Genomic DNA, 25,850 nt, shown 5'->3' on the forward strand with positions numbered 1-25,850 from the left:
ATGCCCTGTGGACGGCCACGCGCTGTCCACAGGGCATCGTCGCACTCTCGACAGAACGGGGCAGCGCGCGCTTCGCTGGAACACCCACGGCGGGAATCGAGCGTGTCTGCGCCGACGAGGCAGCAGACCCCCGATCGCGTCTCGCCGACCGTGCGAAGAGAAGCGAGGAAGCAATGTCGACCATCCCCATCAACGTCTGCGGCACCGTCGCGACCGTCCCGAATCTGAGGACTCTGCCCACCGGACGCCCCTGTGCGTCGTTCCGGCTCGCCGTCAACCACTGGAAGCTCGACAAGTCGACCGGCGAATTCGCCGAGGACGGCACCTCCTGGTTCGGCGTCGACTGCTACGGCACCCTGGCCAGCAACGTCGGCACGTCGGTGGAGCAGGGCACGACGGTGCTCGTCCAAGGACACCTGCGCAATCGCGAGTGGGCCAGCGGAGAGCGGTCCGGGATCGCACCGACGGTCATCGCCGATCACATCGGCCCCGACCTGCGCTTCGGCACGGCGCACTATCGAAAGTCGGCGACGACGCGACCGCGGCCGGCCGAGCCGGCCGGTGACGCGCAGGCGACTTCCGGATGGGGTGGACTCCCGGAACCCGGCGAGGCCCCGCGCACTGCGACGGCCGACCCCGTCCGGCCCCGGTGCCGGCGGGGAGGGATCCGGACCCGACGCCGAGGGGGAGGGACCCGACTTCGCGGGGCTGCCCGCCGGGGCCGGCGGCTGGTCGCCTGCCGCGGTGCCGTCCGACACGGCGCACGGACAGGCCGCGGAGACCGACGGGTACGCGGGAAGCGAGGACACCGAACCCGATGAGACCGACCCCGATGAGACCGCATCCAATGAGACCGGCGAGGACACCGACACCGGCGCAGGCGACGGGCAGGGGAGGGATCCCGCGATCGCCGAGGCGACGGCGGCCGCCGCGGCACCGTTCTGACCGTCCGGGGCCGGCTGGAGAGCAGGGCTGGCGTCGTCTGCGCGGTCTGACAGCGTCATCGGCTAGAGTGAGAACGTTCGTCGTCGTCCTCCCCAAGGTGATCCATGCGTGTCGTTCCCCTCCTGGGTGTCGCAGCCCTGACCATCGCCCTGTCCGGCTGCTCCCTGCTCGGACTCGACGACAATGCGGAACGGCGCCGGCGACGACGTCGGCGAAGCCCGAGGCCGAAGTCGACAAGGTCATCAAGGCGGTCGAACCGCTGACCGGTGATTCCGAAACCGTGCCGTCGACGAAGAAGTTCTTCGACACGATGATCGACGCCGGATACAAGCCCGAGCAGCTCGAGGCCACCCTCGACGAATCGCCGTTGGGCAACGAAGTGCCCTCGAAGGTCTTCGGGGTGAAGACGGAGAAGGGCTGCGTCGTCGGGGAGATCCGCGCCGGCAAGGCCACCGCTGAGCTCATGCCCCCCTCGGAGTCGACCGGAGCGTGCCTGCTCGGCGAGGTCGACCGACCCGAAGGCGTCGAGGCGCCCAAGGGGGAGATGCGCGATGAGGACGGCGACGACAACGGTGCCGGTCACCTCCCGGGTGAGAACATCACCGGTGACGACGCGGAGACCCCGAGCCCGGACAGCTCGTCGGGCTCGAGCGACTCCTCGGGTTCGTCGGGTTCCGGAGGCTCGTCGTCGAGCGGTTCGTCCTCGAGCGGCTCGTCGGATTCGAGCGGGTCGTCGTCGGGCTCCGGCAGCGGTTCGGAGGGCTCGTCGAGCTCGGACGGACCGTCGCTGGGCGGAGGCTGATGCGTTTGGCGCGGAGGCGCGCCAACCGATAATCTGGGGCCACTATGGCCGAATTCATTTACACCATGCACAAGGCGCGCAAGGCGCACGGTGACAAAGTCATTCTCGACGACGTGTCGATGTCCTTCTACCCGGGGGCGAAGATCGGCATGGTCGGCCCCAACGGCGCCGGCAAGTCGACGATCCTCAAGATCATGGCCGGCCTCGAACAGCCGTCGAACGGCGAAGCCCGGCTCAGCCCCGGCTACACGGTGGGCATCCTCATGCAGGAGCCCCCGCTCAACGAGAACAAGACCGTGCTCGGCAACGTCGAAGAGGGCGTCGCCGAGATCAAGGCGAAGCTCGACCGCTACAACGAGATCTCCGAGGAGATGGCGAATCCCGACGCGGACTTCGACGCCCTCATGGAGGAGATGGGCAAGCTGCAGGAGGCCATCGACGCCGCCGATGCGTGGGACCTCGACTCGCAGCTCGAACAGGCCATGGACGCGTTGCGCTGCCCGCCGCCCGACGCCGACGTCAGCGTCCTCTCCGGCGGCGAGCGCCGCCGCGTGGCGCTGTGCAAGCTCCTGCTGGAGAAGCCCGACCTGCTCCTCCTCGACGAGCCGACGAACCACCTCGACGCCGAATCCGTGCTCTGGCTCGAGCAGCACCTCAAGTCCTACCCCGGTGCCGTCATCGCCATCACCCACGACCGGTACTTCCTCGATCACGTCGCCGAATGGATCGCCGAGGTCGACCGCGGTCACCTCTACCCCTACGAGGGCAACTACTCGACCTACCTCGAGAAGAAGCGCGAGCGCCTGCAGGTCCAGGGCAAGAAGGACGCGAAGCTCGCCAAGCGCCTCAAGGACGAACTCGAATGGGTGCGGTCGAACCCGAAGGCCAAGCAGACGAAGTCGAAGGCCCGCCTCGCCCGCTACGAGGAGATGGCCGCTGAGGCCGAGAAGACGCGGAAGCTCGACTTCGAAGAGATCCAGATCCCGGCCGGCCCCCGCCTCGGCGACATCGTCATCGAAGCGAAGGATCTTGAGAAGGGCTTCGACGGCCGCCTGCTCATCGACGGACTGAGCTTCTCGCTGCCGCGCAACGGCATCGTCGGCGTCATCGGCCCCAACGGCGTCGGCAAGTCGACGCTGTTCAAGACGATCGTCGGCCTCGAAGAGCTCGACAACGGCAACCTCAAGGTCGGCGAGACCGTGAAGATCTCCTACGTCGACCAGTCCCGCGGGGGCATCGATCCGGAGAAGTCGCTGTGGGAGGTCGTCTCCGACGGACTCGACTTCATCCAGGTCGGCGCCGTCGAGATGCCCTCGCGCGCCTACGTCTCCGCGTTCGGCTTCAAGGGCCCCGACCAGCAGAAGAAGGCCGGAGTGCTCTCCGGTGGTGAGCGCAACCGCCTCAACCTCGCGCTCACGCTCAAGCAGGGCGGCAACCTGCTCCTCCTCGACGAGCCGACGAACGACCTCGACGTCGAGACCCTGGGATCGCTCGAGAACGCCCTGCTCGAGTTCCCCGGCTGCGCCGTCGTCGTCTCCCACGACCGCTGGTTCCTCGACCGCGTCGCCACGCACATCCTCGCGTGGGAGGGCAACGACGAGGACCCGGCTCAGTGGTACTGGTTCGAGGGCAACTTCGAAGCGTACGAGAAGAACAAGGTCGAGCGCCTCGGCGAGGATGCGGCCCGCCCGCACCGCGTCACCCATCGTCGCCTCACCCGCGACTGACGGACTCAGAACACGAGGGCCCCGGCATCATGCCGGGGCCCTCGTGCGCGGGCGGCGGTCTATGAGCGCGGGCCGGCTCCGGGTTCGAAGCGGTCGAAGAGCTTCCGCCACAGGCGGTGGAAGAGCGTGAGCAGCCAGCGGACGACGAACGTGGCGAGGATGCCGAGGACGAGCGCGATGATCGCGACGAGTCCGATGTGGAGATCCGTGCGATCCCGGAGGATGAGCAGCGCGATCGACGTGAGCACGAGGCACAGGGCGACGTTGACGAGGCGACTGAGGATCGAGGCGAGGATCTCGATCATCGCGGTCTTGTCATCGCTCACGGCATGTCCTTGACGCGGACCATGCCCTCCTGCGCGACGGTGGCGAGGAGCTCGCCGTCGCGGGAGAAGATCCGCCCGTAGCCGAGACCGCGACCGCCGCGGGCCGCCGGCGATTCCTGGACGTAGAGCATCCAGTCGTCGACGTGGACGCGCCGATGCCACCACATCGCATGGTCGAGGCTCGCGACCCGCAGGCCGGGGGTGGCCCAAGTGAGGTCGTGCTTGCGCAGCACCGGTTCGAGGAGGTTGAAGTCGCTGGCATAGGCCAGCGCCGCCGCATTGAGCACGGGGTCGTCGCCGAAGTGCGCGCTCGCGCGGAACCACACGTGCTGCTCGGGCAGCTCCGTGTCGATGTCCCCGGCACCGGGAACCCCGAAGGGCTCGACGGGACGGATGTCGAAGGGGCGCCGATTGAACCATTCGGTGACGCGCAGGGAATCGTCGGCGGCGAGCAGCTCCCGCAGATCGGGGCTGTCCTCGGGGCCCGGGATTCCCGTGGGCATCGGCTCGGAGTGCTCGAATCCCGGCTGCTCGTCCTGGAACGAGGCGATGAGCGAGAGGATCGGCACGTCCTTCTGATAGGCGTGGACGCGTCGAGCGGAGAAGGACCGGCCGTCGCGGAGGCGTTCGACCCCGAACTCGATGGGTTCGGCGACGTCGCGGCCCGCAGGAAATAGCCGTGCAGCGAGTGGATGAGGCGGTCGGCGGGCAGGGTCGCGGCGGCCGCGACGATGCACTGCGCGAGCACCTGACCGCCGAAGACGCGGCCGTCGGGCTTGTACTGGCTCGGCCCGACGAAATGATCCGACTCCCGCCTCGACTCGTCCACGGCGACCTTCCTCAACTCGAGGAGTTCGTGCAGACGGGCGACATTCGCCTCGGCGAGGGTCGGTTCGGTTTCGCTCACATGGGCCTCCGGAAGGACAGGGTCGGACATCGTCTCGATCCTACCCGGGCACCGTGCGACCTGCGAGGAGACGCATCGCACGACCGCCGGCAACAGGGCAGTTCGAGCGGGCACGCGGGTGATCCGGTCCGGTGAGCCACCTGCGGCGGGATGAGTCGCCCGGGCACAGGCCGGGGTCTGCGGGATGGCATCATGGGATCATGCACTCAGGCGCCACGAACCCCCTTCTCGACGAATTCACCCGAGTCCTCCTCGAACTGAGATGGGGTGACATGGACGCCTACGGACACGTCAACAACGTCGTCCAGCTCCGGCTCCTCGAAGAGGCCCGCGTCCGGGCGCTGGGATCCCCGACGCAGAGCCGCGACGCCGCCGTCGGGCCGGGGGAGTACGGCGCCGCCGAGGTGGTCTCCGGTCTTCCGATGCCCGAGGTCTTCGGGGCCGCCTCGGCGACGACCGAACTCCTCGTCGCCTCGCACGCCATCGAATACCGCGCCCCGATCAGCTACCGTCCCGGACCGATCGCCGTCGATCTCGTCATCAGCGAGGTGCGGCCCGCCTCGGTGACGATCAGCTACGTCATCGTCGAGCCCGACGGCTCCCTCGTCTACACGGTCTCCGAGACCGTCATCGCCTTCGTCGACCAGGCCAGCGGTCGTCCGCGGCGCCTGAGCGAGGAGGAGATCGTCGCCCTCGAGTCGGTCGTGCGCGCCCCCGCGCGGATGCGGAGCCTGCGCCGATGACGACCCTCGAGATCGCCGATGAGAAGGCCCTGTCCGACCTTGCCGCGTTCACCTCGCTGGCGCACCGACTCGATCCCGACGGGGCGATGCGCCTGCAGGTCGCCTCGGAGGTCCTCGTCCTCACCGTCGCTCCGCTCTTCCCGCACGGGATCGGCGATTCGACCCCGCTCGTGCTCGCGATGCGGATGCAGCGGCTCGATTCCCCCGAACTCGACGGCCTCGACGAGGTCGTCCCGCTCGCCGCGCTGACCGACCGCTTCGCCCGCGCGGAGAACGGCACGAGCCTCCCGCTGCCGCCGACGTCGATGCTCGTCTCCTGGGCCGGCATCGCCCCACCTCGGGGACCGTGGGAGCAGACGGACACGATCGCCCCGTCCGCCCTTATCGCCGGCGCCGAGGCGGGGATCGCCGAGGTCGCCGACGGCACTCCCGACGGGGCGGGCTCGCACGCGGTCAAAGCGCTCCGGGCACGGGTGTGGGCGGCCCCGCTGACGGGCGACCACGGGACGACGCTGACGGCGGGCCTCGCCTTCGCCGCCGCCGGCCTCCGCTTCCTCCCGCCATCGGCGAACGCCGCCTGCCCGATCATGGAATCCGCCGGCTGGCTGCGCGTCGTCACCCCCGGCGGCCACCTCCTCACCCGGAAGACCGCCTGAGGCAGACGGCAGGGGGCGCGAGCCCGCCAGGGCTCACCCTGCTTCGCACGGCTCTGGTCCTGACCTGAGCCCTGGATACCACGGTGAGCCGCAGACACCGGTATGCGCAGAACAGAGCGCGCACCTGACCTGCGTCGCGCGCGGTGCACGCAGACCTGACGCGAGCCGCGTGCACGGCACGCATCACGCATACCGAGGTGAGCGGCAGCCTCAGGCTCCGGTGCTGTTCGTATTCACCATCGCGGTGGCGGCGCGCTGGAAGTAGTCCCAGAACACCTCGTCGTAGAGGGGCGGCAGGTCGACCTCGTCAAGCGCCCCGCGCATCGCCCGCAGCCACCGATCCCGAGCGTCGAAGTCGACGGGGAACGGGAAGTGGCGCATCCGCAGACGGGGGTGGCCCCTCTCCTCCTGATACGTCGTCGGTCCGCCGAAGTACTGCTCGAGGAACATCTGGAGCCGGTGCTTGGCTCCGATGAGGTCGTGGCCCTCCGGGTACATGCTGATGAGCGGCTCGTCGGCGGCGACATTGGCGTAGAACGCGTCGACGAGCCGGGTGAACGTCGGATGGCCGCCGACCGCGTCGAAGATCGTCTCTGAGCTCATCGCTTCCTTCCCTCGGGATTCCCGCTGCCCTTGTGTCCGGCGCCTGCGCGGCTGCCCGTCGAGCGACCGCCCGGCGCGCGACCGCCGGAGGTCCGACCGGTCGCCGGGGACTTGCCCGAGCCGCCGGTCGACGCGGACTCGCGGTCGTGGTCCTCGGAGTCGTCCTCGGCTTCGTTCGTCGACTTGATCTTCGCCGCCTCGGTGGGGTCGGGCAGCGTGCGGAAGACCGTCTCCTGCGTGATCGGGATGTGGATGCCGTATTTGTCCATCTGGCGCTTGAGCTCGGCACGAAGGCGCGCGCGACCTTCCACTGCTGGTTCGGCTTCGTCTTGAGCACCGTGCGGATGACCTGCGACTGCGCCGACAGGGACTCGACACCCCAGATCTCGGGCTGCTCGAGGATCGCATCGGCGATCTCCGGGTCCTCCTCGATGACCTTCGTCGTGTCGGCGATGACCTTCGAATACGTCGCCACCGAGGTGTTGTAGGCGACGGGGATGTCGAGGACGGCGCGGGCCCAGCCCTGCGACTGGTTGCCGACGCGGAGGATCTCGCCGTTGCGCACATGCCACAGCGTCCCGTCGAGTCCGCGGACCTGGGTGGTGCGCAGGCCGACGTCCTCGACGGTGCCGATCGCCTCGCCGAGGTCGACGGAGTCGCCGATCCCGTACTGGTCCTCGATGACCATGAAGAAGCCCGACAGGTAGTCCTTGACGAGCGCCTGCGCCCCGAAGCCGATCGCGACACCCGCGATACCCGCCGAGGCGAGGATCGGGCCGACGTTGAAGTTGAGCTCGGAGAGGACGATGAGGCTCGCGACGACCGCGATGACGATCGAGGTCACCGAGGAGAGCATCCGTCCCACGGTCTGTGCGCGCTGGGCGCGGCGCTCCCTGATCGTCGCCTGGTCGATACCGGTGAACTGCGACTCCATCGCCGAGGTGGAGAACCGCGACGTCGCCTTCGAGCTGCCGACGGTGCCCTTCGCCACGCCTGCGGCGAAGCGGCGGATGACGATGCGCATGAGGAAGTTGATGATGAGCGCACCGACGATGATGATGGTGACCCGCAGCGGGACGTCGAGGAGGAACGCCCAATCGATCTGCGAGGCGGCGAGCAGAGTGGTCTCGAGAGAATCAGAAGTCATGATGCCCTCGAGCCTAGCGAGCGATCTTGGACGGGTCCTCAACCATGCTGGACGTCTCCTGAGCCGTCAGGGCCCGCTGCGCGTCGGCGAGGTTCTCCCGCATCAGCCGCAGCAGTCCCTTCGGCGCCGCCGGATGATCGGTCAGCCACGTCGCCGCCTGGGCCACGGTGTGGGCGGTGGCCGGCGGGAAGAGCTTGAGCGTCATCGTCTGCGCCATCTCGAGCGTCCGGGTCTCCCACCAGCCCGAGACCCGCTGGAAGTACTCGGTGGCGAAGTCGAGGAGGGGCGGTTCGGCGGCGATGAGCTCACCGGTGTCGGTCTGCAGTCCCATCGCGAACCCGGTGGCCAGGGCCCCGAGCTCCGAGTTCGGCAGGTCGACCTCGTCGATCATCCGGGTGAAGGCCTGCGACTTCGCCGCCGAGGTCGCCCTGGCGGCCCGTGCGGTCGCGGCCTGCCGCTGTCCGGTGGCGCTGGGATCCTCGGCGGACATGTCCGCGATCGCGGACTCGGCGATCGCATCGTGGTTCGACAGGGCGATGAGCAGCTCCCATTTGAGGTCCGTGTCGATCGTGATGCCGCCGACCTCGGCGGCGTCGAGCCACTGCCGCAGCTGGTCGATCTGCGCCGGTGATTCGGCATGCCGGATGACTCCGCGGAGGAACTGGAACGCCTGATCCGATCCGGCCGGGGCCGATGCGAAGAGCTCGCCGAGGCGGTCGGCGACCCGGGTGTGTGCCTCCGCCCGCTCGGCCGGGGGCAGGTAGGCTCCGACGGCCGTCTCGAGCTGGCGCATCTGCGTGAGCAGACCGGAGGAGTGGGTGATCGCCCCGAGGTGGTCGAGCAGGGTCTCGATGTAGACGCCGGCCGGCAGCTCGCCGTCGCGCACGGAGTCCCACAGGGTGCTGAGCACGAGCAGCTGGGTGAGGGAATCGTCGAAATCGCTCAGCCGTGCCGCCGCGACCCGCATGCTCTCGGGATCGAAGCGGACCTTCGCATAGGTGAGGTCGGCGTCGTTGACGACGATGACGTCGGGCTTGGGCAGTCCCACGGCTTCGGGCACGTCCGCCTCGGCGGAGTCGAGATCGAGCGGGAGGGCGTGTGTGCGCACGAGCCGACCCTCCGCGTTCTCGGAGTAGAACCCGATCGCCAGGCGATGGGGACGCAGGGACGGCACCGGCTGCCCTTCGATGATCCACGGCTTCTGCGTCACCCGCAGCCGCGTGACCACCTCGGCGGGGGAGGAGTCCGATTCCTGGGCGGTGTCGGCCGGCGCGGTCTCGACGCTCGCCTCGATGAGGTTGACGCCGGATTCCTCGAGCCACAGCTTCGACCACGTCGCGAGGTCGCGTCCGCTCGTCGCCTCGAGCTCGCGCAGCAGGTCGGACAGTTCCGTGTTCGCCCACGCATGCTTCTCGAAGTACTGGGCGAGGCCGGCGAAGAACTCGGCCCGGCCGACCCAGGCGACGAGCTGCTTGAGCACGGAGGCGCCCTTGGCGTACGTGATGCCGTCGAAGTTGACCTCGACGTCGGCGAGGTCCTCGATGGGGGCGACGATCGGGTGCGTGCTCGGCAGCTGATCCTGCCGGTAGGCCCACGACTTCTCGATCGTCGCGAACGTCGTCCACGCCTCGGTGTACTTCGTCGCCTCGGCGGTCGCGAGCGTCGACATGAACTCGGCGAAGGACTCGTTGAGCCACAGGTCGTTCCACCACTTCATCGTCACGAGATCGCCGAACCACATGTGCGCGAGCTCGTGGAGGACGGTGACGGTGCGGCGCTCGACGAGGGCCTCGGTGGGACGGGAGCGGAAGATGTAGTTCTCGAGGATCGTCACGGCCCCGGCGTTCTCCATCGCCCCGGCGTTGAACTCGGGGACGAAGAGCTGATCGTACTTCTCGAACGGGTAGGGCACCCCGAACTCGCGTTCGAAGAACTCGAAGCCGGCGCGGGTGATCCTGAAGAGGGTGTCGGAGTCGAGGTGCTCGAAGAGCGACTCGCGGCAGTAGAGGCCCAGCGGCACCGGCTGGCCGTCGGAGGAGACGAGCTCGGAGTGGACGCTGCGGTAGGGGCCGGCGATGATCGCGGTGATGTAGGAGGAGATCGGCGTCGTCGGGGCGAACTGCCACACGGCCATGCCCTCGGCGGCCTCCTCGCCGAGGTCGGCGAATGTCTCCGCCGGATCGCCAGGGGTCGGAGTCGGGGAGTTCGAGACGACGGTCCAGTGCTCGGGGGCGACGACGGTGAAGGAGAACGGGGCCTTGAGGTCGGGCTGCTCGAAGACGGGGAAGACGCGGCGGGCGTCGGGCACCTCGAACTGCGAGTAGAGGTAGACCTCGTCATCGATCGGGTCGACGAAGCGGTGGAGGCCCTCACCCGTGTTCATATAGGAGAAATGAGCGTCGATGACGAGCTCGTTCTCCGCCGCGAGTCGCGGCAGGGTGATGCGGGAGGGGGCGACGACCTCGGCGAGTTCGAGGTCGAGGCCGTTGAGCACGATCCTCTCGACGCTCGCGGTGATCGCGTCGATGAAGGTCGTCGCATCCGGATCGGCGGTGAAGCGGATCCGGGACCGCACCCGGAACGAGTCCCCGCGACCGGTGAGGATGAGCGTGTGCTCGTAGCTCGTGACGTCAATGTGAGACGACCGCGAACGTGCTTCGTCGCGGGTGAGGTTGTATTGGGGCACTGTCTGGCGACCTCCGCATCAAGTCATGTGTACTGTCGTCATTCTGTCATGGACGCCGCGCGATCCAGGCGACGAGGACGCGGTGGGCCGGGAGCGCGCGGAGTTGGTAGATTGGCACAGTGACCGGGGCGCTGCTGCGCGCCCCCTGCCGATGAGGAGCGAGAATGAGCAGAGAGACCCTTGACCTGTGGTTCGACACGGCATGCCCGTGGGCGTGGATGACGTCCCGGTGGGGACTCGAGGTCGCGAAAGTCCGCGACGTCGACGTCCGCTTCCATCCGATGAGCCTCAACATCCTCAACCGCGACAAGGACCTGCCCGAGGACTACCGGGAGCTCATCGACCGCACCCTGGGTCCGATGCGCGTCGTCACCGCCGCGATCGCCGAGCACGGCGAGGAGATCGCCGAACCGCTCTACACCGCGATCGGCACCCGCATCCACCCCGGTGGGGAGCAGGACTTCGACAAGGCCGTCGCCGAGGCGCTCGCTGAGCTCGACCTGCCCGCCGAACTCCTCGACTACGCCGAGCGCGACGACTACGACGCGGCGCTGCAGGCCTCCCACGACGAGGCGATGGCCCTCGTCGGCGACGACGTCGGCACCCCGATCTGCCGGGTCGCCGGCACCGCGTTCTTCGGTCCCGTCGTCACCCCGGCCCCGAAGGGCGAGGACGCCGGGCGCCTCTTCGACGGCGTCGTCGCCGTCGCCTCGACGCCGGGCTTCTTCGAACTCAAGCGCACCCGCGACCAGGGCCCGATCTTCGACTGACGCTCGTTACAAGACCGACGAGCTGACCAACCCTGACGAAAGGCACATGATGAAGGTTCACCTCGGCACCGACCACGCCGGGTACGAGTTCAAAGAGGTCCTCAAGGACCACCTCGGCGAGGAGGGCTACGAGGTCGTCGACCACGGCGCGCTCGAGTACGACGCGCTCGACGACTATCCGGCGTTCTGCATCGCCGCGGCTCAGGCCGTCGTCGACGACCGGGCCGCGGGCCTCGACTCGCTCGGCGTCGTCATCGGCGGGTCGGGCAACGGGGAGCAGATGGCGGCCAACCTCGTCACCGGCGCCAGGGCCGCTCTGGCCTGGAACCCGGAGATCGCGCAGCTCGCCCGCGAGCACAACGATGCGCAGATCGTCGCCGTCGGCGCCCGCCAGCATTCCGAAGCCGATGCGATCGCCATCGTCGACGCGTTCCTCACCACCCCCTTCTCCGGTGATGAACGCCATTCCCGCCGGATCGGGATCATGGCCGCCTACGAGACCGAGGGACAGGCCGGACTGTGAGGATCCGGGGCGCGGTGCTGCGCGAGATGGAGCATGCCCGGCCGTATGCGGAGTCGTCCCCGCTCACGGTCGAGGAGCTCGACCTCGACGCGCCGGGCCCCGGGGAGATCCTCATCCGGCTGACCGCGGCCGGAGTGTGCCACTCCGACCTCTCCGTCGTCGACGGGAACCGGCCCCGGCCGCTGCCGATGCTGCTCGGCCATGAGGGCGCGGGCATCGTCGAGGCCCTCGGCGACGGCGTCGACGACCTCGAGATCGGCGACCAGGTCGTCACCGTGTTCCTGCCGCGCTGCGGGGTCTGCCGCAACTGCCTCACCGACGGGAAGCTGCCGTGTCTGCCCGGGAGCGCGACGAACGCCGCGGGCACCCTGCCCTTCGACGGTCACCGGGTGCGGCTCCACGACGTCTCCGGTACTGAGGTGCTCCACCACCTCGGCGCGTCGGTCTTCGCCACGCACGCCGTGGTCAACCGCGCCTCCGTCGTGCCCGTCGGCCACGATGTGCCGGCCCCGATCGCCGCGGTGCTCGGGTGCGCGGTGCTCACCGGCGGGGGAGCGGTCCTCAACGCCGGCGCCCCGGGCCCTGACGACGAGGTGATGATCGTCGGCCTCGGCGGGGTCGGGATGGCCGCGCTCATCACGGCGCTGTCGATCGAGACCGCCGGGGTCATCGGCGTCGACGCGAACCCGGACAAGCTCGAGCATGCGCGGAGGCTCGGGGCGGTCGAGGTCTACACCCCCGAGGAGCTCGGAGACCGGACGGCGCCGATCGTCATCGAATGCGTCGGCCATCCCCGCGCCTTCGAAACCGCGTTCACCGCGACCGCCGTCGGCGGAACCACCGTGACCGTCGGCCTGCCCGCCCCGGATGCCGAGGCCCGCATCACCCCGGTGACGCTGACCGCCGAGGCGCGCACCGTCATCGGGTCCTACCTCGGGTCGGCCGTGCCGGCCCGCGACATCCCGATCTACGCGCAGCTGTGGCGCGAGGGCCGATTGCCCGTCGAGGAGCTCATCTCCGAGACCGTCGCCCTGGACGACATCAACGCAGCGTTCGACGCGCTGGCCGCCGGCACCGTCATCCGCCAGGTCATCGACTTCGAGCGCTGAGGCACGCCCCGTGCCGCGGGGCGGCCGCTCACTCCGGTGCCGGGATGCGGATGATCCGGTCGTCGCCGGGCCCCGGATCGCCGCGACCGTCGGTGTTGTTCGTCAGCATCCAGATCTCCCCGGTCGGGGTCGTGACGACGTCGCGGAGGCGACCGTACTCGCCGTCGTAGGACGTCCGCGACTGCGAGAGGTCGGTGACCGGGACCTCGCGCAGCGTCGCACCGCGGAGATTGGCGATGAGGATCGAGTCGCCGGTGATCGTCATCCCGCTCGGACTCGCCTCCGCCGGAGCCCACTGCTGGACCGGATCGACGAAGTCCCCGCCCTCCCCGGGATCGGACATGCCCTCGACCTCGGGCCAGCCGTAGTTCGCCCCGGGTTCGATGACGTTGAGCTCGTCCCACGCGTTCTGCCCGAATTCGCTGGCGTACATCGTCCCGTCCTCGTCCCAGCTCAGACCCTGCGGATTGCGGTGACCGTAGGAGTAGACGTACGACCCGTCGAACGGGTTGTCCTCGGGCACCGCGCCGTCAGGGGTCAGCCGCAGGATCTTGCCCGACAGGGCGTCCCGGTCCTGCGCCGAGGCGCTGTTGCCGGCATCGCCGGCCGTGGCGTAGAGCATGCCGTCGGGTCCGAAGGCGAGTCGGCCGCCGTTGTGGGTGGTCCCTGCCGGGATGCCGTCGAGGAGCACCTCGGGCTCCCCGAGGCCGAGGCCCCCGGGGTCGCCGGTGAGCGGGAAGCGGACGATGCGGTTGCCGTCGGCGGCCGTGAAGTAGGAGTAGAGGACGTCGTCGGCGACGGCGAGGCCGAGCAGGCCGCCCTCGCCGGCGGCGGCGACGTCGGGCACGGTGCCGACCTCCCGGACCTGCGCGGGACGGTCGCCGGAGAGTTCGAGGATCCGCCCCGTATCGCGTTCGGACACGAGCGGGGAGCTGCCGGCGAAGGCGATCGACCACGGTGCGTCGAGGTTCTCGGCGACGACCTCGGGGGCGGTGAGCGGCGGGGGAGACCCCGTCTCAGTACTCGGTGCCTGCGACGGGGAGAACGCCGAGCTGCCCGGCGCCGAGCTCGGGTCGTCCCCTGCGGTGCAGGCGCTGAGGGCGAGGCCGACGGCGGCCCCGAGCGCGGTCAGGCGCACGGTCCGCGTCCGGGTGCGCAGGCGTGAGAGCGGGCTCGGGTGCGAGGACGGGGGCAGCGGCGCCATGGCGGGTCCTTCCTGGATCCGGTCGGGACACCATTGTCGCGAACTTCCCTGCCGCGGGTCGAGCCTCATGCCGTCCAATGGGAACGGCGGTGAATGCAGGAGAGCCGCCCTGACCTGCAGGTCAGGGCGGCTCTCGATCGTCGGGATGACAGGATTTGAACCTGCGACCCTCTGTTCCCAAAACAGATGCGCTACCAAGCTGCGCCACATCCCGCGACACTCAATCTAACCACATCCGCAGGCGGCGTCCCAACGGCGTCCGCGGCCTGTGACACACGTCATGAAAGCCCGATTTGGCCCGTGCCGACGACCTCGGATATAGTCATATTCGCAACACGGGGATGTAGCTCAATGGTAGAGCCTCAGTCTTCCAAACTGATGGTGCGGGTTCGATTCCCGTCATCCCCTCCACCGGCCGGTCGGACCCTTGTGGTTCGGCCGGTTTTCTCGTCTGCGCGACCACCTCGGCGCTTTTCGTGTTTTGGCTCCCGTTTCGCGTAGGATGGGTGACTGCATCTCCAAAGGACATGGTCCATGTCCGATCCCTCAGCGGTCCCACGACTGACGAACCGTCGTGTCGACTGCGAGCATGATTGTCGATTCTGAAAGGTCCCACTGTGAAGAGCTCCGTCGAGCAACTCGACCCGACCCGGGTCAAGATCAGCGTGGAAGTCCCATACGCCGAACTCAAGCCGAGCGTCGACGAGGCCTACAAGACCATCGGTTCCCAGGTCAACGTCCCCGGGTTCCGTCAGGGCAAGGTCCCCACGCGCATCATCGACCAGCGCGTCGGCCGCCCCACCGTGATCCAGGAAGCGATCAACAACGGACTCGACGCGTTCTACCGTGACGCCGTGGAAGCCAACGATCTCAAGCCGCTCGGCCAGCCCGAGGTCGAGATCTCCGAGGTTCCCGGCCTCGACGGCACCGAGGACGGCGACCTCGTCTTCACCGTCGACGTCGACGTGCGCCCCGAGATCACGCTGCCCGCCTACGACTCGATCACCGTCGAGGTCGACCCCATCGAGGTCACCGACGCCGACGTCGAGAACGAGCTCGAGCAGCTGCGCTCGCGCTTCGGCACTCTGACCTCCGTCGACCGCCCGGCGGCCAAGGACGACTTCGTCACCCTCGACCTCGTCGCGAAGATCGACGACGAGGAGATCGACTCGGCCTCCGACATCTCCTACCAGGTGGGCGCCGGGACCATGCTCGAGGGCATGGACGAAGCCCTCGAAGGCCTCTCGGCCGACGAGTCGACGACCTTCTCGACGACGTTCGCCGGCGGCGAGCACGAGGGCGAGGAGGGCACCGTGACCGTCACCCTCAAGGCCGTCAAGGAACGCGAACTGCCCGAGGCCGACGACGACTTCGCGCAGCTGGCCAGCGAGTTCGACACCATCGACGAGCTCCGCGAGGACCTCAAGGTCCAGGCCGGCAAGCAGAAGGAGTTCGCGCAGGGCGCCGAGGCGCGCGACAAGGTCCTCGAAGCGATCATCGAGGCCGTCGACGTGCCGGTGCCCGCGAAGATCGTCACCGACGAGGTCGAGCGCCACCTCGAGTCCGAAAACCGCGTCGACGACGATGAGCACCGCAAGGAGGTCACCGAGGAGACCGAGCGCAACCTGCGCACGCAGTTCGTCCTCGATGCCATCGCCGAGGCCGAAGAGGTCGAGGTCACCCAGCCCGAGCTCATCGAGTACCTCATCTCCGCCTCGCAGCAGTACGGCATGAACCCGAACGAGTTCGCGCAGATGCTCGACAACTCCGGCCAGGTCAACGCCCTCGTCGGTGAGGTCTCGCGGCGCAAGGCCCTCGCCGCGGCGCTGGCCGGCGCCGTCGTCAAGGACACCGACGGCAACGTCGTCGACATGGAGGAGTTCACCTCGCCCGCCGACGACTCCGCCGAGACCGTCTCCGCTGACGACTCCGAGGCCGACGACGCCGAGGCCGACGAGACCGCCGCCGAGGATGCGAAGGCCGACGCCGACGAGAAGTGAGCGTCCGTCACGCAGGCCGACGGCCGCCTCGGCGAGGGTCTGCTGACTGAGCACCGCTGACAACGGCGGGCACGGGATGACCGTGCCCGCCGTTTCGCGCATTCAGCCGCGGATCGCAGCCTTTCACGCTGAGGGCGAACACGGCTGATCGGGGGGACTAAAACCTGCGGCGCACCAGTTAGAGTCCATAGCAAGCCAATCTAGACCAACAGGAGAGAAACGTGAGCGCACACGACACGACAGCGCCCGTCGGCCTCGACGCCGGTGGGGGCATGGGCCTCGACGACCACATCTTCAACCGTCTGCTCAAGGAGCGGATCATCTGGCTCGGCTCGGAGGTCCGCGACGACAACGCCAACGCGATCTGCGCGCAGATGATGCTGCTGGCGGCCGAGGACCCCGATTCCGACATCTGGCTCTACATCAACTCGCCCGGCGGCTCGGTCACCGCGGGCATGGCGATCTACGACACCATGCAGTACATCAAGCCGGACGTCGCGACCGTCGCGATGGGCATGGCCGCCTCGATGGGGCAGTTCCTGCTGTCCTCCGGCGCCAAGGGCAAGCGCTACGCGACTCCGCACGCGCGCATCCTCATGCACCAGCCGCTCGGCGGCATCGGCGGCACGGCCACGGACATCAAGATCCAGGCCGAGCTCATCCTCCACATGAAGAAGCAGATGGCCGAGCTGACCGCCGAGCAGACCGGCAAGTCGCTCGAGCAGATCCTCAAGGACAACGACCGCGACCACTGGTTCACCGCCGAGGAAGCCCTCGAATACGGCTTCATCGACGACGTCGTGACCCAGGCGTCCGAAGTCAACGACAAGTGACGGGGAGACAGGGAAGAATGAACTCAATGAATCTCATGCCAGGGTCGACCGCCGGCCAGATGCCGGTGTCGCGCTACGTCATGCCGCAGTTCGAAGAGCGCACGCCGTACGGCTTCAAGCGTCAGGACCCGTACACGAAGCTGTTCGAGGATCGTGTGATCTTCCTCGGCGTGCAGGTCGATGACACGAGCGCCGACGACATCATGGCGCAGCTGCTCGTCCTCGAATCGCAGGACCCCGACCGCGACATCACCCTCTACATCAACTCGCCCGGCGGCTCGTTCACCGCGCTGACCGCGATCTACGACACGATGCAGTACATCAAGCCGGAGATCCAGACGGTGTGCCTGGGCCAGGCGGCCTCCGCCGCGGCCGTGCTGCTCGCCGCCGGCACCCCCGGCAAGCGACTCGCGCTGCCCAACGCCCGCGTCCTCATCCACCAGCCCTCGATGCAGGGCCAGGGACAGGGCCAGGCCTCGGACATCGAGATCCAGGCCGCCGAGGTGCTGCGCATGCGCCAGTGGCTCGAGGCGACGCTGTCGAAGCACTCGAACAAGACCGAGGAGCAGGTGTCGAACGACATCGAACGCGACCTCTTCCTCACCGCCGAGCAGGCGAAGGACTACGGTCTCGTCGACCAGGTGCTCACCTCCCGCAAGGGAGCCTGAGCCCCGGCAGTCAGCGGGCCCGGACGGCGGCGGTCGTCCGGGCCCGCTGTCGTCTCCGCCGCCGGTCGGGTGGGTGATCCGCCGAGGCGGTTCCGACACACCGTATGACCCCGCGCAGGCGCTGCGTCAGTGTCATATGGGAAGCTATTGAGGTACAGGAAACACGAGCGGTAGAGTTGGGGCGAGGCGCCCTGGCGAAAGGTTGTGACAGTGGCTCGCAGTGCGGACGGAGCAGATCTGCTCAAATGTAACTTCTGTGGCAAGTCACAGAAGCAGGTGCGGAAACTCATCGCCGGACCTGGGGTGTACATCTGCGATGAATGCATCGGACTGTGCAACGAGATCATCGAAGAGGAGCTCAGCGAGTCGACGACGGAGCACGCCGAACTCGAACTGCCCAAGCCGCGGGAGATCTTCGACTTCCTCCACGAGTACGTCGTCGGCCAGGATCCCGCGAAGAAGGCCCTCTCCGTCGCCGTCTACAACCACTACAAGCGCATCCGCGCCCTCCAGGGCGGGGACGACGCGAAGACGCTCGGCAGCGCCGATTCCGAGGTCGAGATCTCGAAGTCGAACATCCTCCTCGTCGGCCCCACCGGCTCCGGCAAGACCTACCTCGCCCAGACGCTCGCGAAGCGCCTCAATGTGCCCTTCGCTGTCGCCGATGCCACCGCGCTGACCGAAGCCGGCTACGTCGGCGAGGACGTCGAGAACATCCTCCTCAAGCTCATCCAGGCCGCGGACTTCGACATCCCGCGCGCCGAGCACGGCATCATCTACATCGACGAGATCGACAAGATCGCCCGCAAGTCGGAGAATCCGTCGATCACCCGCGACGTCTCCGGTGAGGGCGTGCAACAGGCGCTGCTGAAGATCCTCGAGGGCACGCAGGCCTCGGTGCCCCCGCAGGGCGGCCGCAAGCACCCGCATCAGGACTTCCTCCAGATCGACACGACGAACGTCCTCTTCATCGTCGCCGGCGCCTTCGCCGGTATGGAGGAGATCGTCGCCGGCCGCAAGGGCAAGCACGGCATCGGCTTCGGCGCCCTGCTCCAGTCGAAGAACGACGACGAGGACCTCTACGCGGACATCCTGCCCGAGGATCTGCTCAAGTTCGGGCTCATCCCCGAGTTCATCGGCCGTCTGCCGGTGCTCGCGACCGTGTCCAACCTCGACCGGCCGGCGCTCATGTCGATCCTCACCGAACCGAAGAACGCCCTGGTCAAGCAGTATCAGCGGATGTTCGAGTTCGACAACGTCGAGCTCCGTTTCGAGACCGAAGCCCTCGAGGCGATCGCCGATCTCGCGCTCCTGCGAGGCACCGGAGCCCGCGGTCTGCGGTCGATCATGGAGGAAGTCCTCCAGCCGATCATGTTCGATGTGCCCTCCCGCGAGGACGTCGCCGAGGTGGTCGTGACCAAGGACGTCGTCGAGAGCAACGTCGCCCCGACCCTCATCCCGCACGAGCAGACGCGGACGACGAAGAAGTCCGCGTGAGCGCTTCGCGCGCAGCATGAGGCTGTTCGCGGACACGAGACCGCTCAGATACGACAACTACCGCCGGCTGTGGCTGGCCAACATCGTCACCGTACTCGGTGCGCAGATGACGGTCGTCGCCATCCCGGCGCAGATCTTCCACATCACCGGGTCCTCCGGGTACGTCGGGCTCAGCGGTGTCTTCGGGCTCGTCCCGCTCATCGTCTTCGGGCTCTGGGGAGGGTCGCTCGCCGATGTCGTCGACCGGCGCAAGCTTCTCATCATCTCGACCGTCGGCCTCATCGTCACGAGTGCGCTGCTGGCGTTCCTCGCCGTCATCCAGATCGACAACGTGTGGGTGCTGCTCAGCGTGTTCGCGATGCAGCAGGCCTTCTTCGGACTCAACCAGCCCGCCCGCGGGGCGCTGCTGCCGACGATCGTGCCGCTCGCACTGCTGCCGGCGGCGAACTCGCTCAACATGACGGTCGCGACACTCGGAGCGGTCGCGGGTCCCGTCATCGGCGGGGCGCTCATTCCGGTCTTCGGCTACCAGATGCTCTACATCCTCGACGCTCTCTTCCTCGCGACCACTCTCTATGCCGTGGTCAGGCTTCCCCCGCTCGTGCCGGGGAAGCAGCCGGACACGCGGTCGGGGTTCAAGGGCGTCGTCGACGGGTTCCGGTACCTCGGGACGAACACCGTCGTCATGGTCTCCCTCCTCGTCGACGTCATCGCCATGGTCTTCGGCATGCCCCGTGCGCTGTTCCCGCAGATCGCGACCGAGACCTTCGGCGGTCCGCCCGAGGGCGGCATCGTCTTCTCGCTTCTCTTCGCAGCGCTGGCTGCGGGCAGTGCCCTGGCCGGGATCTTCTCCGGGTGGGTCTCGAAGGTCGAACGTCAGGGGCTCGCCGTCATCGTCGCGATCATCGTCTGGGGTGCGGCGATGACGATCTTCGGGTTCGCGCTGCCGTTCGCGAGCGGCTTCTGGATGGCCGCGCTCATCGTCGCGCTCTTCGGGCTCGCACTCGGCGGGGGAGCGGACATCATCTCCGCGGCCTTCCGGTCGACGATGCTCCAGGAGGCCGCCAGCGATGACATGCGCGGGCGCGTGCAGGGCGTGTTCATCGTCGTCGTCGCCGGTGGACCGCGCATCGCCGACATCGTCCACGGCTATGCCGCTGAGGCGACCACGACGACGATCGCTTCGGCCGGCGGCGGCATCGCCGTCATCGTGCTCGTCCTCATCTGCGCCGCAGTCTTCCCGGCGTTCCGACGCTACCGTGTCGAGAGGGGCGGGGCGGACGAGACGCGCTCGGTGGCCTGAGCCGCCGGCTCGAGGCCATGTGGCAGAAGGCGGGGACCGCCTCGGCGAGGGCCAGCCGTGGTCAGTGCTGGTGAGGGCCGACGGGGGACCGCCTCGGCGATCACACCTCCGCGATGACACCCCGGCGATCACACCTCGGCGATCACACCCCGGTGAGCGCCGACTCCATGTTCGCGAGGATGCCCGGCCATCCCGATCCCATGCCCTTGTACGCCTGCTGACCGAGCGGGGAGTCGACGTCGAGACCGGAATGGGCGAGGAACAGGCGTGTGCCCGTGCCCTCGGGTTCGATGGTCCAGGTCAGGGTCGAGTCGAGGCTGCCCTCGGCGAAGGTGAAGGCGATGAGGCGTTCGGGTTCGACGCGGGTCACCGTGCACGGCTGCTCACCGAAGCCGCCCATGTCGAGGGTGAAGGCGTGGCCGACGACCGGGGCGATGTCGCCGGGCGCCCACCATCGCGCGAGCAGCTCGGGTTCGGTGAGTGCCCGCCAGACGGTGTGCGGTGAGTGGGTGAGGAACTGGTCGACTTCGATGGTCCGTTCGTCAGTCATCGTTGGTCTCCGTTTCGGGGTCGGGTTTCGTGTTCCGTGGCGGTATCGGGCTGGGCTTCAGTGTCGGGTTCGGTGATGTCGTCGAGGGTGCGCGCCAGATCGCCGAGGCGGTCGCGCCAATACCGTTCGAAGGGGTGGAGCCATTCGCCGAGCTCGGCCAGGGGCGCCGGTTCGAGATGATAGATCCGCCGCTGACCCTGCGGCTCCTCGCGGACGAGGCCGGCGAGACGGAGGATTCGCAGGTGTTCGGAGACCGCGGGGCGGCTGAGGTCGAAGAGCGCTGTCAGTTCGGTGACGGAGCGCGGTTCGTCGCGCACCGCCTCGAGGATCTCACGGCGTGTGGGGTTCGCGACGGCAGCGAAGACATCGGTGTTCACGCCCTCGAGGTTATGTCGGGAATATCCGACATGTCAAGAATCTCCGACATATCTGTGCGGTGAGCGGCGGGTTGTGTGTGCGGCTGCGGGTGGTGTTCGCCGGTGCTCGAGGAGCGTCTCGCGGCGACCCGGATGCGGAGCTCGAAGAACTACGTGTGCACGGGGTGGAACTGCGACTGCGCGTTGTGTGTGGCGAGCTGCGGGTTGTGCGAGAGCTCAAGGGTTGTCCGTGCGGCGGAGGGTTGCGAGCAGACCGACGGGTTGTGTGTGCGGCTGTGGGTGGTGTTTGCCGGTGCGTCGAGGCGCGTCGCGTGCCGACCCGGATGCGGAGCTTGACGAACTACGCGTGCACGGGGTGGATCTGCGACTGCGCGGTGTGAGTGGCGAGCTGCGGGTAGTGCGAGAGTTCCAGGGTTGTGCGCGAGCTCAAGGGTTGTGCGTGGGGCGGAGGGTTGTCAGGGGACCGGCGGGTAGTCGGTGCGGGCGGAGATCTGTCGGCACACCGGTGAGCAGCGCGAGTGGGCCAGTGCCGGGCAGTGCGTGTGGGAAACGGAGCGTGACGCGGCGCGGCCGCCGGTGGGGACCGACGGCCGCTGGGGATGTGGAGCGGGGATGCGTGGAGCGGGTGGGGAGTGTGCTCAGGCCTGGGCCGAGTAGACGGCGTTCTCGGCGGGCTGGACCACGACGAAACCGGGACCGTGGAAGGCGAGCTGGATCGATTCGCCGGAGCCGCGGCCGAAGAACGAGCCGAGGCTGACGTCGGTCTTGATCTGCGGGGCCAGCGACGACGACCAGCAGACCGCGGACTGCGGATCGACGAAGGTGGGCTGCTGTGAGGCGTCGAGAACCATCGGGTCGCCCTTGCAGCAGATCGCCGCGGTGCCGGTGCCGGAGAGCTCGAGGTTGAAGAGACCCGAACCGCTCGCGAGCGCGCCGATGCCGCCCTTGATGCGCTTGATCTCCCAGTTGAGGGCGTCGTCGAAGGCGAGGAGGTTCGACGTGTTGACGGTGAGCGCGTCCTGCTGGCCTTCGAGGGACATCATGAAGATGTTCGAGGCTTCGCGGGCGAAGAACACCTCACCGTTGCCTTCGACGCGCATGACGTTGCCGCCCTCGCCGGTGGCCGCCTTCTTCATGAACTGGCCGACCGACTTCGACCCCTGGTGGGAGAAGTGGATATCGCCCTGGTAGGCGACCATGGCGCCCTTCGTGGCGATCATCGGAGCGTCCGGCGTGATCACGGTGCGCAGCATCTTACTCGACTGCAGCGTCCACCGATCCCGGTTCTGGACCTCGGCGTTGCGCTGCGCAAAGAGCTCACTTCTCATGGTCTGTCATGCCTTTCAGTCAGGTCGGGACCGAGTGCCCCGGCGTCTGCGACGACTCCATGATATGTGGGTCACACAGGGATTCCGGGACGATTCGTGTGCTCATTTGGGAACAGGTCCCGCACCGAGGCGACCGCTGGGTGGCGACCTGCGAACACAGAGAGGCGGGCCAGCGCGATTCCGCGAACGCAGAGAGGCGGGACCGGGAGCATGTCCCGGCCCCGCCTCGCGGCAGAGAACCTCAGGCCTGCGGTTCGAACTCGATCGCGGCGACGGTGATCTCGTCTCCGCCGACGTCGGTCGTCAGGCTCTGCACGCGCCCGGCGGCCTTGAGATCGCCCTCCGCCGAGGCGACGGCGCCGGTGATCGCGGCCGGAGCCTCGATCGTCAGGCTGAGCACCGAGGTCTTCTGCGAGACCTTCGCCTCGGTCTTCGCACGGCGGATCTCTGAGAGCACGGCAGCCACGGAGCGCAGCAGCTCGGGGTCGGCGGCGCCGGCCTCGGCGAACGTCGCCTCATCGGTGGGCCACGGTGCGCGGTGGACCGACCCGGTGCGCCACCACGACCAGACCTCCTCGGTGACGAACGGCATGAACGGGGCGAACAGGCGCAGCAGCACATCGAGGGCGGTGGCCAGGGTGACATGGGCCGACAGCTGATCGGCCTCTCCGGCGGCACCGTACGAGCGGTCCTTGACGAGTTCGACGTAGTCGTCGGTGAACTCCCAGAAGAAGCTCTCGACCTCGCGCAGCGCGTGCGCGTAGTCATAGGCCTCCATGTGGGTGGTGGCGCTCGCGGCGACCTCGCCGAGGCGGGCGAGCAGGGCCCAATCGAGGTCATGGCTGACCGCGTCGACCTGTCCGACGAGTCCGGCGTGCACGCCCTGCGCGAGCGCGAACTTCGAGGCGTTGAGCAGCTTCATCGCCAGGCGGCGGCCGATCTGCATCTGCGAGACGTCGTAGGCGGTGTCGGCGCCGAGCTTCGCACTTGCCGCCCAGTAGCGCACGGCGTCGGGACCGAACCCGGGCTTCGCCTCGGCGAGGATGTCCGAGGGCACGACGACGTTGCCCTTCGACTTCGACATCTTCTTCCGGTCGGGGTCGAGGATCCACCCGGACAGTCCCGCACGCTTCCACGGGGCGGCGTCGTTGAGCGAGTTCGCCCGCACGACCGTGGAGAAGAGCCACGTGCGGATGATGTCGTGGCCCTGCGGCCGCAGATCGAACGGGAAGACGGTTTCGAAGAACTTCTCGTCCCGGCTCCACTTGCCCAGCAGCTGCGGGGTCAGCGACGACGTCGCCCACGTGTCGAGGACATCGGGGTCGGCGGTGAAGCCGCCCGGCTGGTCACGCTGGTCCTCCGAGAAGCCCGCCGGCACCTCGGCGATCGGGTCGACCGGCAGGTTCTCGGGCACGATCGGGTTCTCGTAGTCCGGGGTGCCGTCGGCATCGAGGCGGTACCACAGCGGGATCGGCACCCCGAAGTAGCGCTGGCGGGAGACGAGCCAGTCGCCGTTGAGGTTCTCCACCCAGTTCTCGTAGCGGGAGCGCATGAACGCCGGATGCCATTCGATCTCACGCCGCGGCGATGAGTTCGTCGCGCAGCTGCGCCGAGCGACCGCCGTTGCGGATGTACCACTGACGGGAGGTGACGACCTCGAGCGGCTTGTCGCCCTTCTCGTAGAACGGCACGGGATGGGTGATCGCCTCGATCTCGCCGACGAGGTCACCGGAGTCCCGGAGCATCTCCGCGATGTCCTTGCGGGCGGTGAACGTCGTCTTGCCCGCCAGCTGCTCGTAGTTGCCCACGGCATCGGGCTTCGGCGAGGCGGCGATCCACTCGGGCACCTCGAGGCCGAGGCGCCCGGCGCGGTTGACGACCGCCCGCGTGGGCAGGTCGAGTTCGCGCCACCACGTGACGTCGGTGAGGTCGCCGAACGTGCAGACCATGGCGATGCCCGTGCCCTTGTCGGACTTCGCGAGCTCGTGGGCCCGGACCTCGACCTCGACGCCGAAGAGCGGGGAGACGAAGGTCGTGCCGAAGTGCGGCTGGTAGCGCTCGTCATCAGGGTGGGCGACGAGGGCGACGACGGCGGGAATGAGCTCGGGCCGTGAGGTGAGGATGATGATCGGATCCGCCGAGGTGTCGGCCAGTCCGTCGGCTCCGCGCGGGAAGAACTTCACCTTGTGATAGGCGCCCTCCTTCTCCCGGTCCTCGAGTTCGGCCTGGGCGACGGCGGTGCCGAAGGACACGTCCCACATCGTCGGGGCATCCTGGGAGTACGCGTGTCCGCCGGCGAGGTCGGTGAGGAACGCCCGCTGGCTCACGGCCCGTGAGGTGTCGTCGATCGTCCGGTACGTGTACTTCCAGTCCACGGACAGACCGGTCGAGCGGAACAGGTCCTCGAAGACCTGTTCGTCCTCGGCCGAGAGGCGTTCGCAGAGTTCGATGAAGTTCCGGCGCGAGACCCGCTCGAAGTCCCGCGAGTTCTTCGCGGGCTTGGCCGGGGGAGTGAAGTCGGCGTCGTAAGGCTGCGACGGGTCGCACGTCACGCCGTAGTAGTTCTGCACCCGACGCTCGGTCGGCAGGCCGTTGTCGTCCCAGCCGAGCGGGTAGAAGACGTTCTTGCCCCGCATGCGCTGGAAGCGGGCGATGACGTCCGTCTGCGTGTACGAGAAGACGTGACCGACATGGAGCGACCCGGAGGCCGTCGGCGGGGGAGTGTCGATCGAGTAGACCTGCTCCCGGTCCGTGTCGGCGTCGAAGGCGTAGACGTCGGACTCGCTCCAGGCGGCGTCCCACTTGTCGCGCAGACCTTCGAGAGCCGGCTTGTCCGGCAGGTTCACAGACTCGTGCGTCGAGTCGGAATAGGCAGAGTTCATAGTTGTCGATTTTCCCACTCGCGGACCCAGTCGCCAAACCGGTCGTCCCGCCGTCTCCGGCGGTGAGCCCGACCGGTCGCAGCACCGTTCCCGGCCATGAATCGGACCCGGTGCCCACGCTGTGTCGACAACCGCCGGGAAGCTGTGTCGACAACCGCCGCAGAATTGCCTGAACGGGAGGTTCGAACGCGACCACCTGGTCGGATGAGACGATGGACGCATGGCGACCTTGGACAGAATCGGGACAGAGAATCCGCCTCCCAC

General features: G+C 68.2%; 21 protein-coding genes, 2 tRNA genes and 5 pseudogenes. 15 read left to right on the top strand and 13 right to left on the bottom strand.

Translation table 11 applies throughout. The features are described from left to right. Positions 1–173: 173 nt before the first annotated feature. From AC2W7K_RS12950 to ettA, 4 genes and pseudogenes are all read left to right on the top strand, one after another. Positions 174–473, top strand: a pseudogene (locus AC2W7K_RS12950) (single-stranded DNA-binding protein); the annotation flags it as partial. 115 nt (positions 474–588) lie between these two features. Beyond that, positions 589–945 carry a hypothetical protein gene (locus AC2W7K_RS12955; protein ID WP_486006267.1) on the top strand — a complete coding sequence of 119 codons (357 nt, stop codon included), beginning with the start codon at positions 589–591 and terminating at the stop codon, positions 943–945. A gap of 67 nt (positions 946–1,012) precedes the next feature. Continuing rightward, positions 1,013–1,747 carry a DUF6993 domain-containing protein gene (locus tag AC2W7K_RS12960; protein ID WP_486006264.1) on the top strand — a complete coding sequence of 245 codons (735 nt, stop codon included), beginning with the start codon at positions 1,013–1,015 and terminating at the stop codon, positions 1,745–1,747. A gap of 44 nt (positions 1,748–1,791) precedes the next feature. Further along, the gene (gene ettA, locus AC2W7K_RS12965; protein ID WP_137826330.1) at positions 1,792–3,474 is read left to right on the top strand and encodes an energy-dependent translational throttle protein EttA; all 1,683 of its coding nucleotides are present in this window, start codon (positions 1,792–1,794) and stop codon (positions 3,472–3,474) included. A 59-nt stretch (positions 3,475–3,533) separates the two neighbouring features. Here the strand turns inward: ettA and AC2W7K_RS12970 are convergent, their stop codons facing one another. From AC2W7K_RS12970 to AC2W7K_RS12985, 4 genes and pseudogenes are all read right to left on the bottom strand, one after another. Continuing rightward, positions 3,534–3,800 carry a hypothetical protein gene (locus AC2W7K_RS12970; protein WP_198498609.1) on the bottom strand — a complete coding sequence of 89 codons (267 nt, stop codon included), beginning with the start codon at positions 3,798–3,800 and terminating at the stop codon, positions 3,534–3,536. Continuing rightward, on the bottom strand, positions 3,797–4,369 hold the full coding sequence (locus AC2W7K_RS12975; RefSeq protein WP_486006266.1) for an acyl-CoA thioesterase: 573 nt from the start codon (positions 4,367–4,369) through the stop codon (positions 3,797–3,799). The genes AC2W7K_RS12970 and AC2W7K_RS12975 overlap by 4 nt, the downstream gene beginning before the upstream one ends. A gap of 21 nt (positions 4,370–4,390) precedes the next feature. Then, a pseudogene (locus AC2W7K_RS12980) lies at positions 4,391–4,537 on the bottom strand (hypothetical protein); the annotation flags it as partial. Further along, positions 4,510–4,737, bottom strand: a pseudogene (locus tag AC2W7K_RS12985) (acyl-CoA thioesterase II); the annotation flags it as partial. The pseudogenes AC2W7K_RS12985 and AC2W7K_RS12980, both read right to left, overlap by 28 nt. Positions 4,738–4,907: 170 nt before the next feature. Between AC2W7K_RS12985 and AC2W7K_RS12990 the strand changes: the two are divergent. Together AC2W7K_RS12990 and AC2W7K_RS12995 are read left to right on the top strand one after the other, a co-directional pair. Beyond that, positions 4,908–5,450 (top strand): acyl-CoA thioesterase, encoded by a 543-nt coding sequence (locus tag AC2W7K_RS12990; protein WP_198498611.1) that lies wholly within the window; start codon positions 4,908–4,910, stop codon positions 5,448–5,450. Then, complete coding sequence (locus tag AC2W7K_RS12995; protein ID WP_198498612.1) at positions 5,447–6,106, top strand: DUF8185 domain-containing protein; 660 nt, start codon at positions 5,447–5,449, stop codon at positions 6,104–6,106. The genes AC2W7K_RS12990 and AC2W7K_RS12995 overlap by 4 nt, the downstream gene beginning before the upstream one ends. 210 nt (positions 6,107–6,316) lie before the next feature. On the opposite strand, the gene AC2W7K_RS13000 is transcribed toward AC2W7K_RS12995, so the two are convergent. The 3 genes and pseudogenes from AC2W7K_RS13000 to pepN form a co-directional block, all read right to left on the bottom strand. After that, positions 6,317–6,709 (bottom strand): globin, encoded by a 393-nt coding sequence (locus tag AC2W7K_RS13000; RefSeq protein ID WP_198498613.1) that lies wholly within the window; start codon positions 6,707–6,709, stop codon positions 6,317–6,319. 349 nt (positions 6,710–7,058) lie between these two features. After that, positions 7,059–7,856: pseudogene (locus tag AC2W7K_RS13005) on the bottom strand (mechanosensitive ion channel family protein); the annotation flags it as partial. A gap of 13 nt (positions 7,857–7,869) precedes the next feature. After that, complete coding sequence (gene pepN / locus AC2W7K_RS13010; RefSeq protein WP_198498615.1) at positions 7,870–10,542, bottom strand: aminopeptidase N; 2,673 nt, start codon at positions 10,540–10,542, stop codon at positions 7,870–7,872. A gap of 164 nt (positions 10,543–10,706) precedes the next feature. On the opposite strand from pepN, the gene AC2W7K_RS13015 reads away from it, so the two are divergent. The 3 genes from AC2W7K_RS13015 to AC2W7K_RS13025 are packed head-to-tail and all read left to right on the top strand — an operon-like array spanning position 10,707 to position 12,944. Further along, entirely contained in the window at positions 10,707–11,312 is a 606-nt protein-coding gene (locus tag AC2W7K_RS13015; protein ID WP_198498616.1) for a mycothiol-dependent nitroreductase Rv2466c family protein, read from the top strand. A gap of 49 nt (positions 11,313–11,361) precedes the next feature. After that, positions 11,362–11,835 carry a ribose-5-phosphate isomerase gene (locus AC2W7K_RS13020; protein WP_198500951.1) on the top strand — a complete coding sequence of 158 codons (474 nt, stop codon included), beginning with the start codon at positions 11,362–11,364 and terminating at the stop codon, positions 11,833–11,835. Beyond that, complete coding sequence (locus tag AC2W7K_RS13025) at positions 11,832–12,944, top strand: alcohol dehydrogenase catalytic domain-containing protein (protein ID WP_198498617.1); 1,113 nt, start codon at positions 11,832–11,834, stop codon at positions 12,942–12,944. The genes AC2W7K_RS13020 and AC2W7K_RS13025 overlap by 4 nt, the downstream gene beginning before the upstream one ends. A gap of 28 nt (positions 12,945–12,972) precedes the next feature. On the opposite strand, the gene AC2W7K_RS13030 is transcribed toward AC2W7K_RS13025, so the two are convergent. Next, positions 12,973–14,148 (bottom strand): PQQ-dependent sugar dehydrogenase, encoded by a 1,176-nt coding sequence (locus tag AC2W7K_RS13030; protein ID WP_198498618.1) that lies wholly within the window; start codon positions 14,146–14,148, stop codon positions 12,973–12,975. 140 nt (positions 14,149–14,288) lie between these two features. Beyond that, positions 14,289–14,362, bottom strand: a tRNA-Pro gene (locus tag AC2W7K_RS13035). Between the two features lie 123 nt (positions 14,363–14,485). Between AC2W7K_RS13035 and AC2W7K_RS13040 the strand changes: the two genes are divergently transcribed. From AC2W7K_RS13040 to AC2W7K_RS13065, 6 genes are all read left to right on the top strand, one after another. Continuing rightward, positions 14,486–14,559: transfer RNA gene (locus tag AC2W7K_RS13040), tRNA-Gly, on the top strand. A 206-nt stretch (positions 14,560–14,765) separates the two neighbouring features. Next, positions 14,766–16,148, top strand: coding sequence for a trigger factor (gene tig / locus AC2W7K_RS13045; protein WP_198498619.1), 1,383 nt, complete (start codon positions 14,766–14,768; stop codon positions 16,146–16,148). Between the two features lie 272 nt (positions 16,149–16,420). Continuing rightward, positions 16,421–16,981: an ATP-dependent Clp protease proteolytic subunit gene (locus AC2W7K_RS13050; RefSeq protein ID WP_137826332.1), complete on the top strand. Its 561-nt coding sequence runs from the start codon at positions 16,421–16,423 to the stop codon at positions 16,979–16,981. Positions 16,982–17,007: 26 nt separating this feature from the next. Next, positions 17,008–17,649 (top strand): ATP-dependent Clp protease proteolytic subunit, encoded by a 642-nt coding sequence (locus AC2W7K_RS13055; RefSeq protein ID WP_137826318.1) that lies wholly within the window; start codon positions 17,008–17,010, stop codon positions 17,647–17,649. Positions 17,650–17,859: 210 nt separating this feature from the next. Then, the gene (clpX, locus tag AC2W7K_RS13060) at positions 17,860–19,146 is read left to right on the top strand and encodes an ATP-dependent Clp protease ATP-binding subunit ClpX (RefSeq protein WP_198498620.1); all 1,287 of its coding nucleotides are present in this window, start codon (positions 17,860–17,862) and stop codon (positions 19,144–19,146) included. A gap of 16 nt (positions 19,147–19,162) precedes the next feature. Continuing rightward, complete coding sequence (locus AC2W7K_RS13065; protein ID WP_198498621.1) at positions 19,163–20,449, top strand: MFS transporter; 1,287 nt, start codon at positions 19,163–19,165, stop codon at positions 20,447–20,449. A gap of 142 nt (positions 20,450–20,591) precedes the next feature. On the opposite strand, the gene AC2W7K_RS13070 is transcribed toward AC2W7K_RS13065, so the two are convergent. The 4 genes and pseudogenes from AC2W7K_RS13070 to valS form a co-directional block, all read right to left on the bottom strand. Beyond that, on the bottom strand, positions 20,592–20,999 hold the full coding sequence (locus AC2W7K_RS13070; protein ID WP_198498622.1) for an SRPBCC family protein: 408 nt from the start codon (positions 20,997–20,999) through the stop codon (positions 20,592–20,594). After that, the gene (locus tag AC2W7K_RS13075; protein ID WP_198498623.1) at positions 20,996–21,376 is read right to left on the bottom strand and encodes an ArsR/SmtB family transcription factor; all 381 of its coding nucleotides are present in this window, start codon (positions 21,374–21,376) and stop codon (positions 20,996–20,998) included. The genes AC2W7K_RS13070 and AC2W7K_RS13075 overlap by 4 nt, the downstream gene beginning before the upstream one ends. 638 nt (positions 21,377–22,014) lie before the next feature. Then, positions 22,015–22,704: an AIM24 family protein gene (locus AC2W7K_RS13080; protein ID WP_198498624.1), complete on the bottom strand. Its 690-nt coding sequence runs from the start codon at positions 22,702–22,704 to the stop codon at positions 22,015–22,017. A gap of 241 nt (positions 22,705–22,945) precedes the next feature. Continuing rightward, positions 22,946–25,586, bottom strand: a pseudogene (valS, locus tag AC2W7K_RS13085) (valine--tRNA ligase). Positions 25,587–25,850 lie beyond the last annotated feature (264 nt).

The sequence above is a fragment of the Brevibacterium sp. LAARM2_SD2 genome (assembly GCF_057364785.1).

Bases quoted from the DNA above. Each gene is read 5' to 3' on its own strand.
- ettA (WP_137826330.1), top strand. From the start codon at position 1,792: ATGGCCGAATTCATTTACACCATGCACAAGGCGCGCAAGGCGCACGGT.
- AC2W7K_RS12990 (WP_198498611.1), top strand. From the start codon at position 4,908: ATGCACTCAGGCGCCACGAACCCCCTTCTCGACGAATTCACCCGAGTC.
- AC2W7K_RS12995 (WP_198498612.1), top strand. From the start codon at position 5,447: ATGACGACCCTCGAGATCGCCGATGAGAAGGCCCTGTCCGACCTTGCC.
- AC2W7K_RS13000 (WP_198498613.1), bottom strand. From the start codon at position 6,709: ATGAGCTCAGAGACGATCTTCGACGCGGTCGGCGGCCATCCGACGTTC.
- AC2W7K_RS13015 (WP_198498616.1), top strand. From the start codon at position 10,707: ATGAGCAGAGAGACCCTTGACCTGTGGTTCGACACGGCATGCCCGTGG.
- AC2W7K_RS13020 (WP_198500951.1), top strand. From the start codon at position 11,362: ATGAAGGTTCACCTCGGCACCGACCACGCCGGGTACGAGTTCAAAGAG.
- AC2W7K_RS13030 (WP_198498618.1), bottom strand. From the start codon at position 14,148: ATGGCGCCGCTGCCCCCGTCCTCGCACCCGAGCCCGCTCTCACGCCTG.
- AC2W7K_RS13050 (WP_137826332.1), top strand. From the start codon at position 16,421: ATGGGCCTCGACGACCACATCTTCAACCGTCTGCTCAAGGAGCGGATC.
- AC2W7K_RS13055 (WP_137826318.1), top strand. From the start codon at position 17,008: ATGAATCTCATGCCAGGGTCGACCGCCGGCCAGATGCCGGTGTCGCGC.
- AC2W7K_RS13065 (WP_198498621.1), top strand. From the start codon at position 19,163: ATGAGGCTGTTCGCGGACACGAGACCGCTCAGATACGACAACTACCGC.
- AC2W7K_RS13070 (WP_198498622.1), bottom strand. From the start codon at position 20,999: ATGACTGACGAACGGACCATCGAAGTCGACCAGTTCCTCACCCACTCA.
- AC2W7K_RS13080 (WP_198498624.1), bottom strand. From the start codon at position 22,704: ATGAGAAGTGAGCTCTTTGCGCAGCGCAACGCCGAGGTCCAGAACCGG.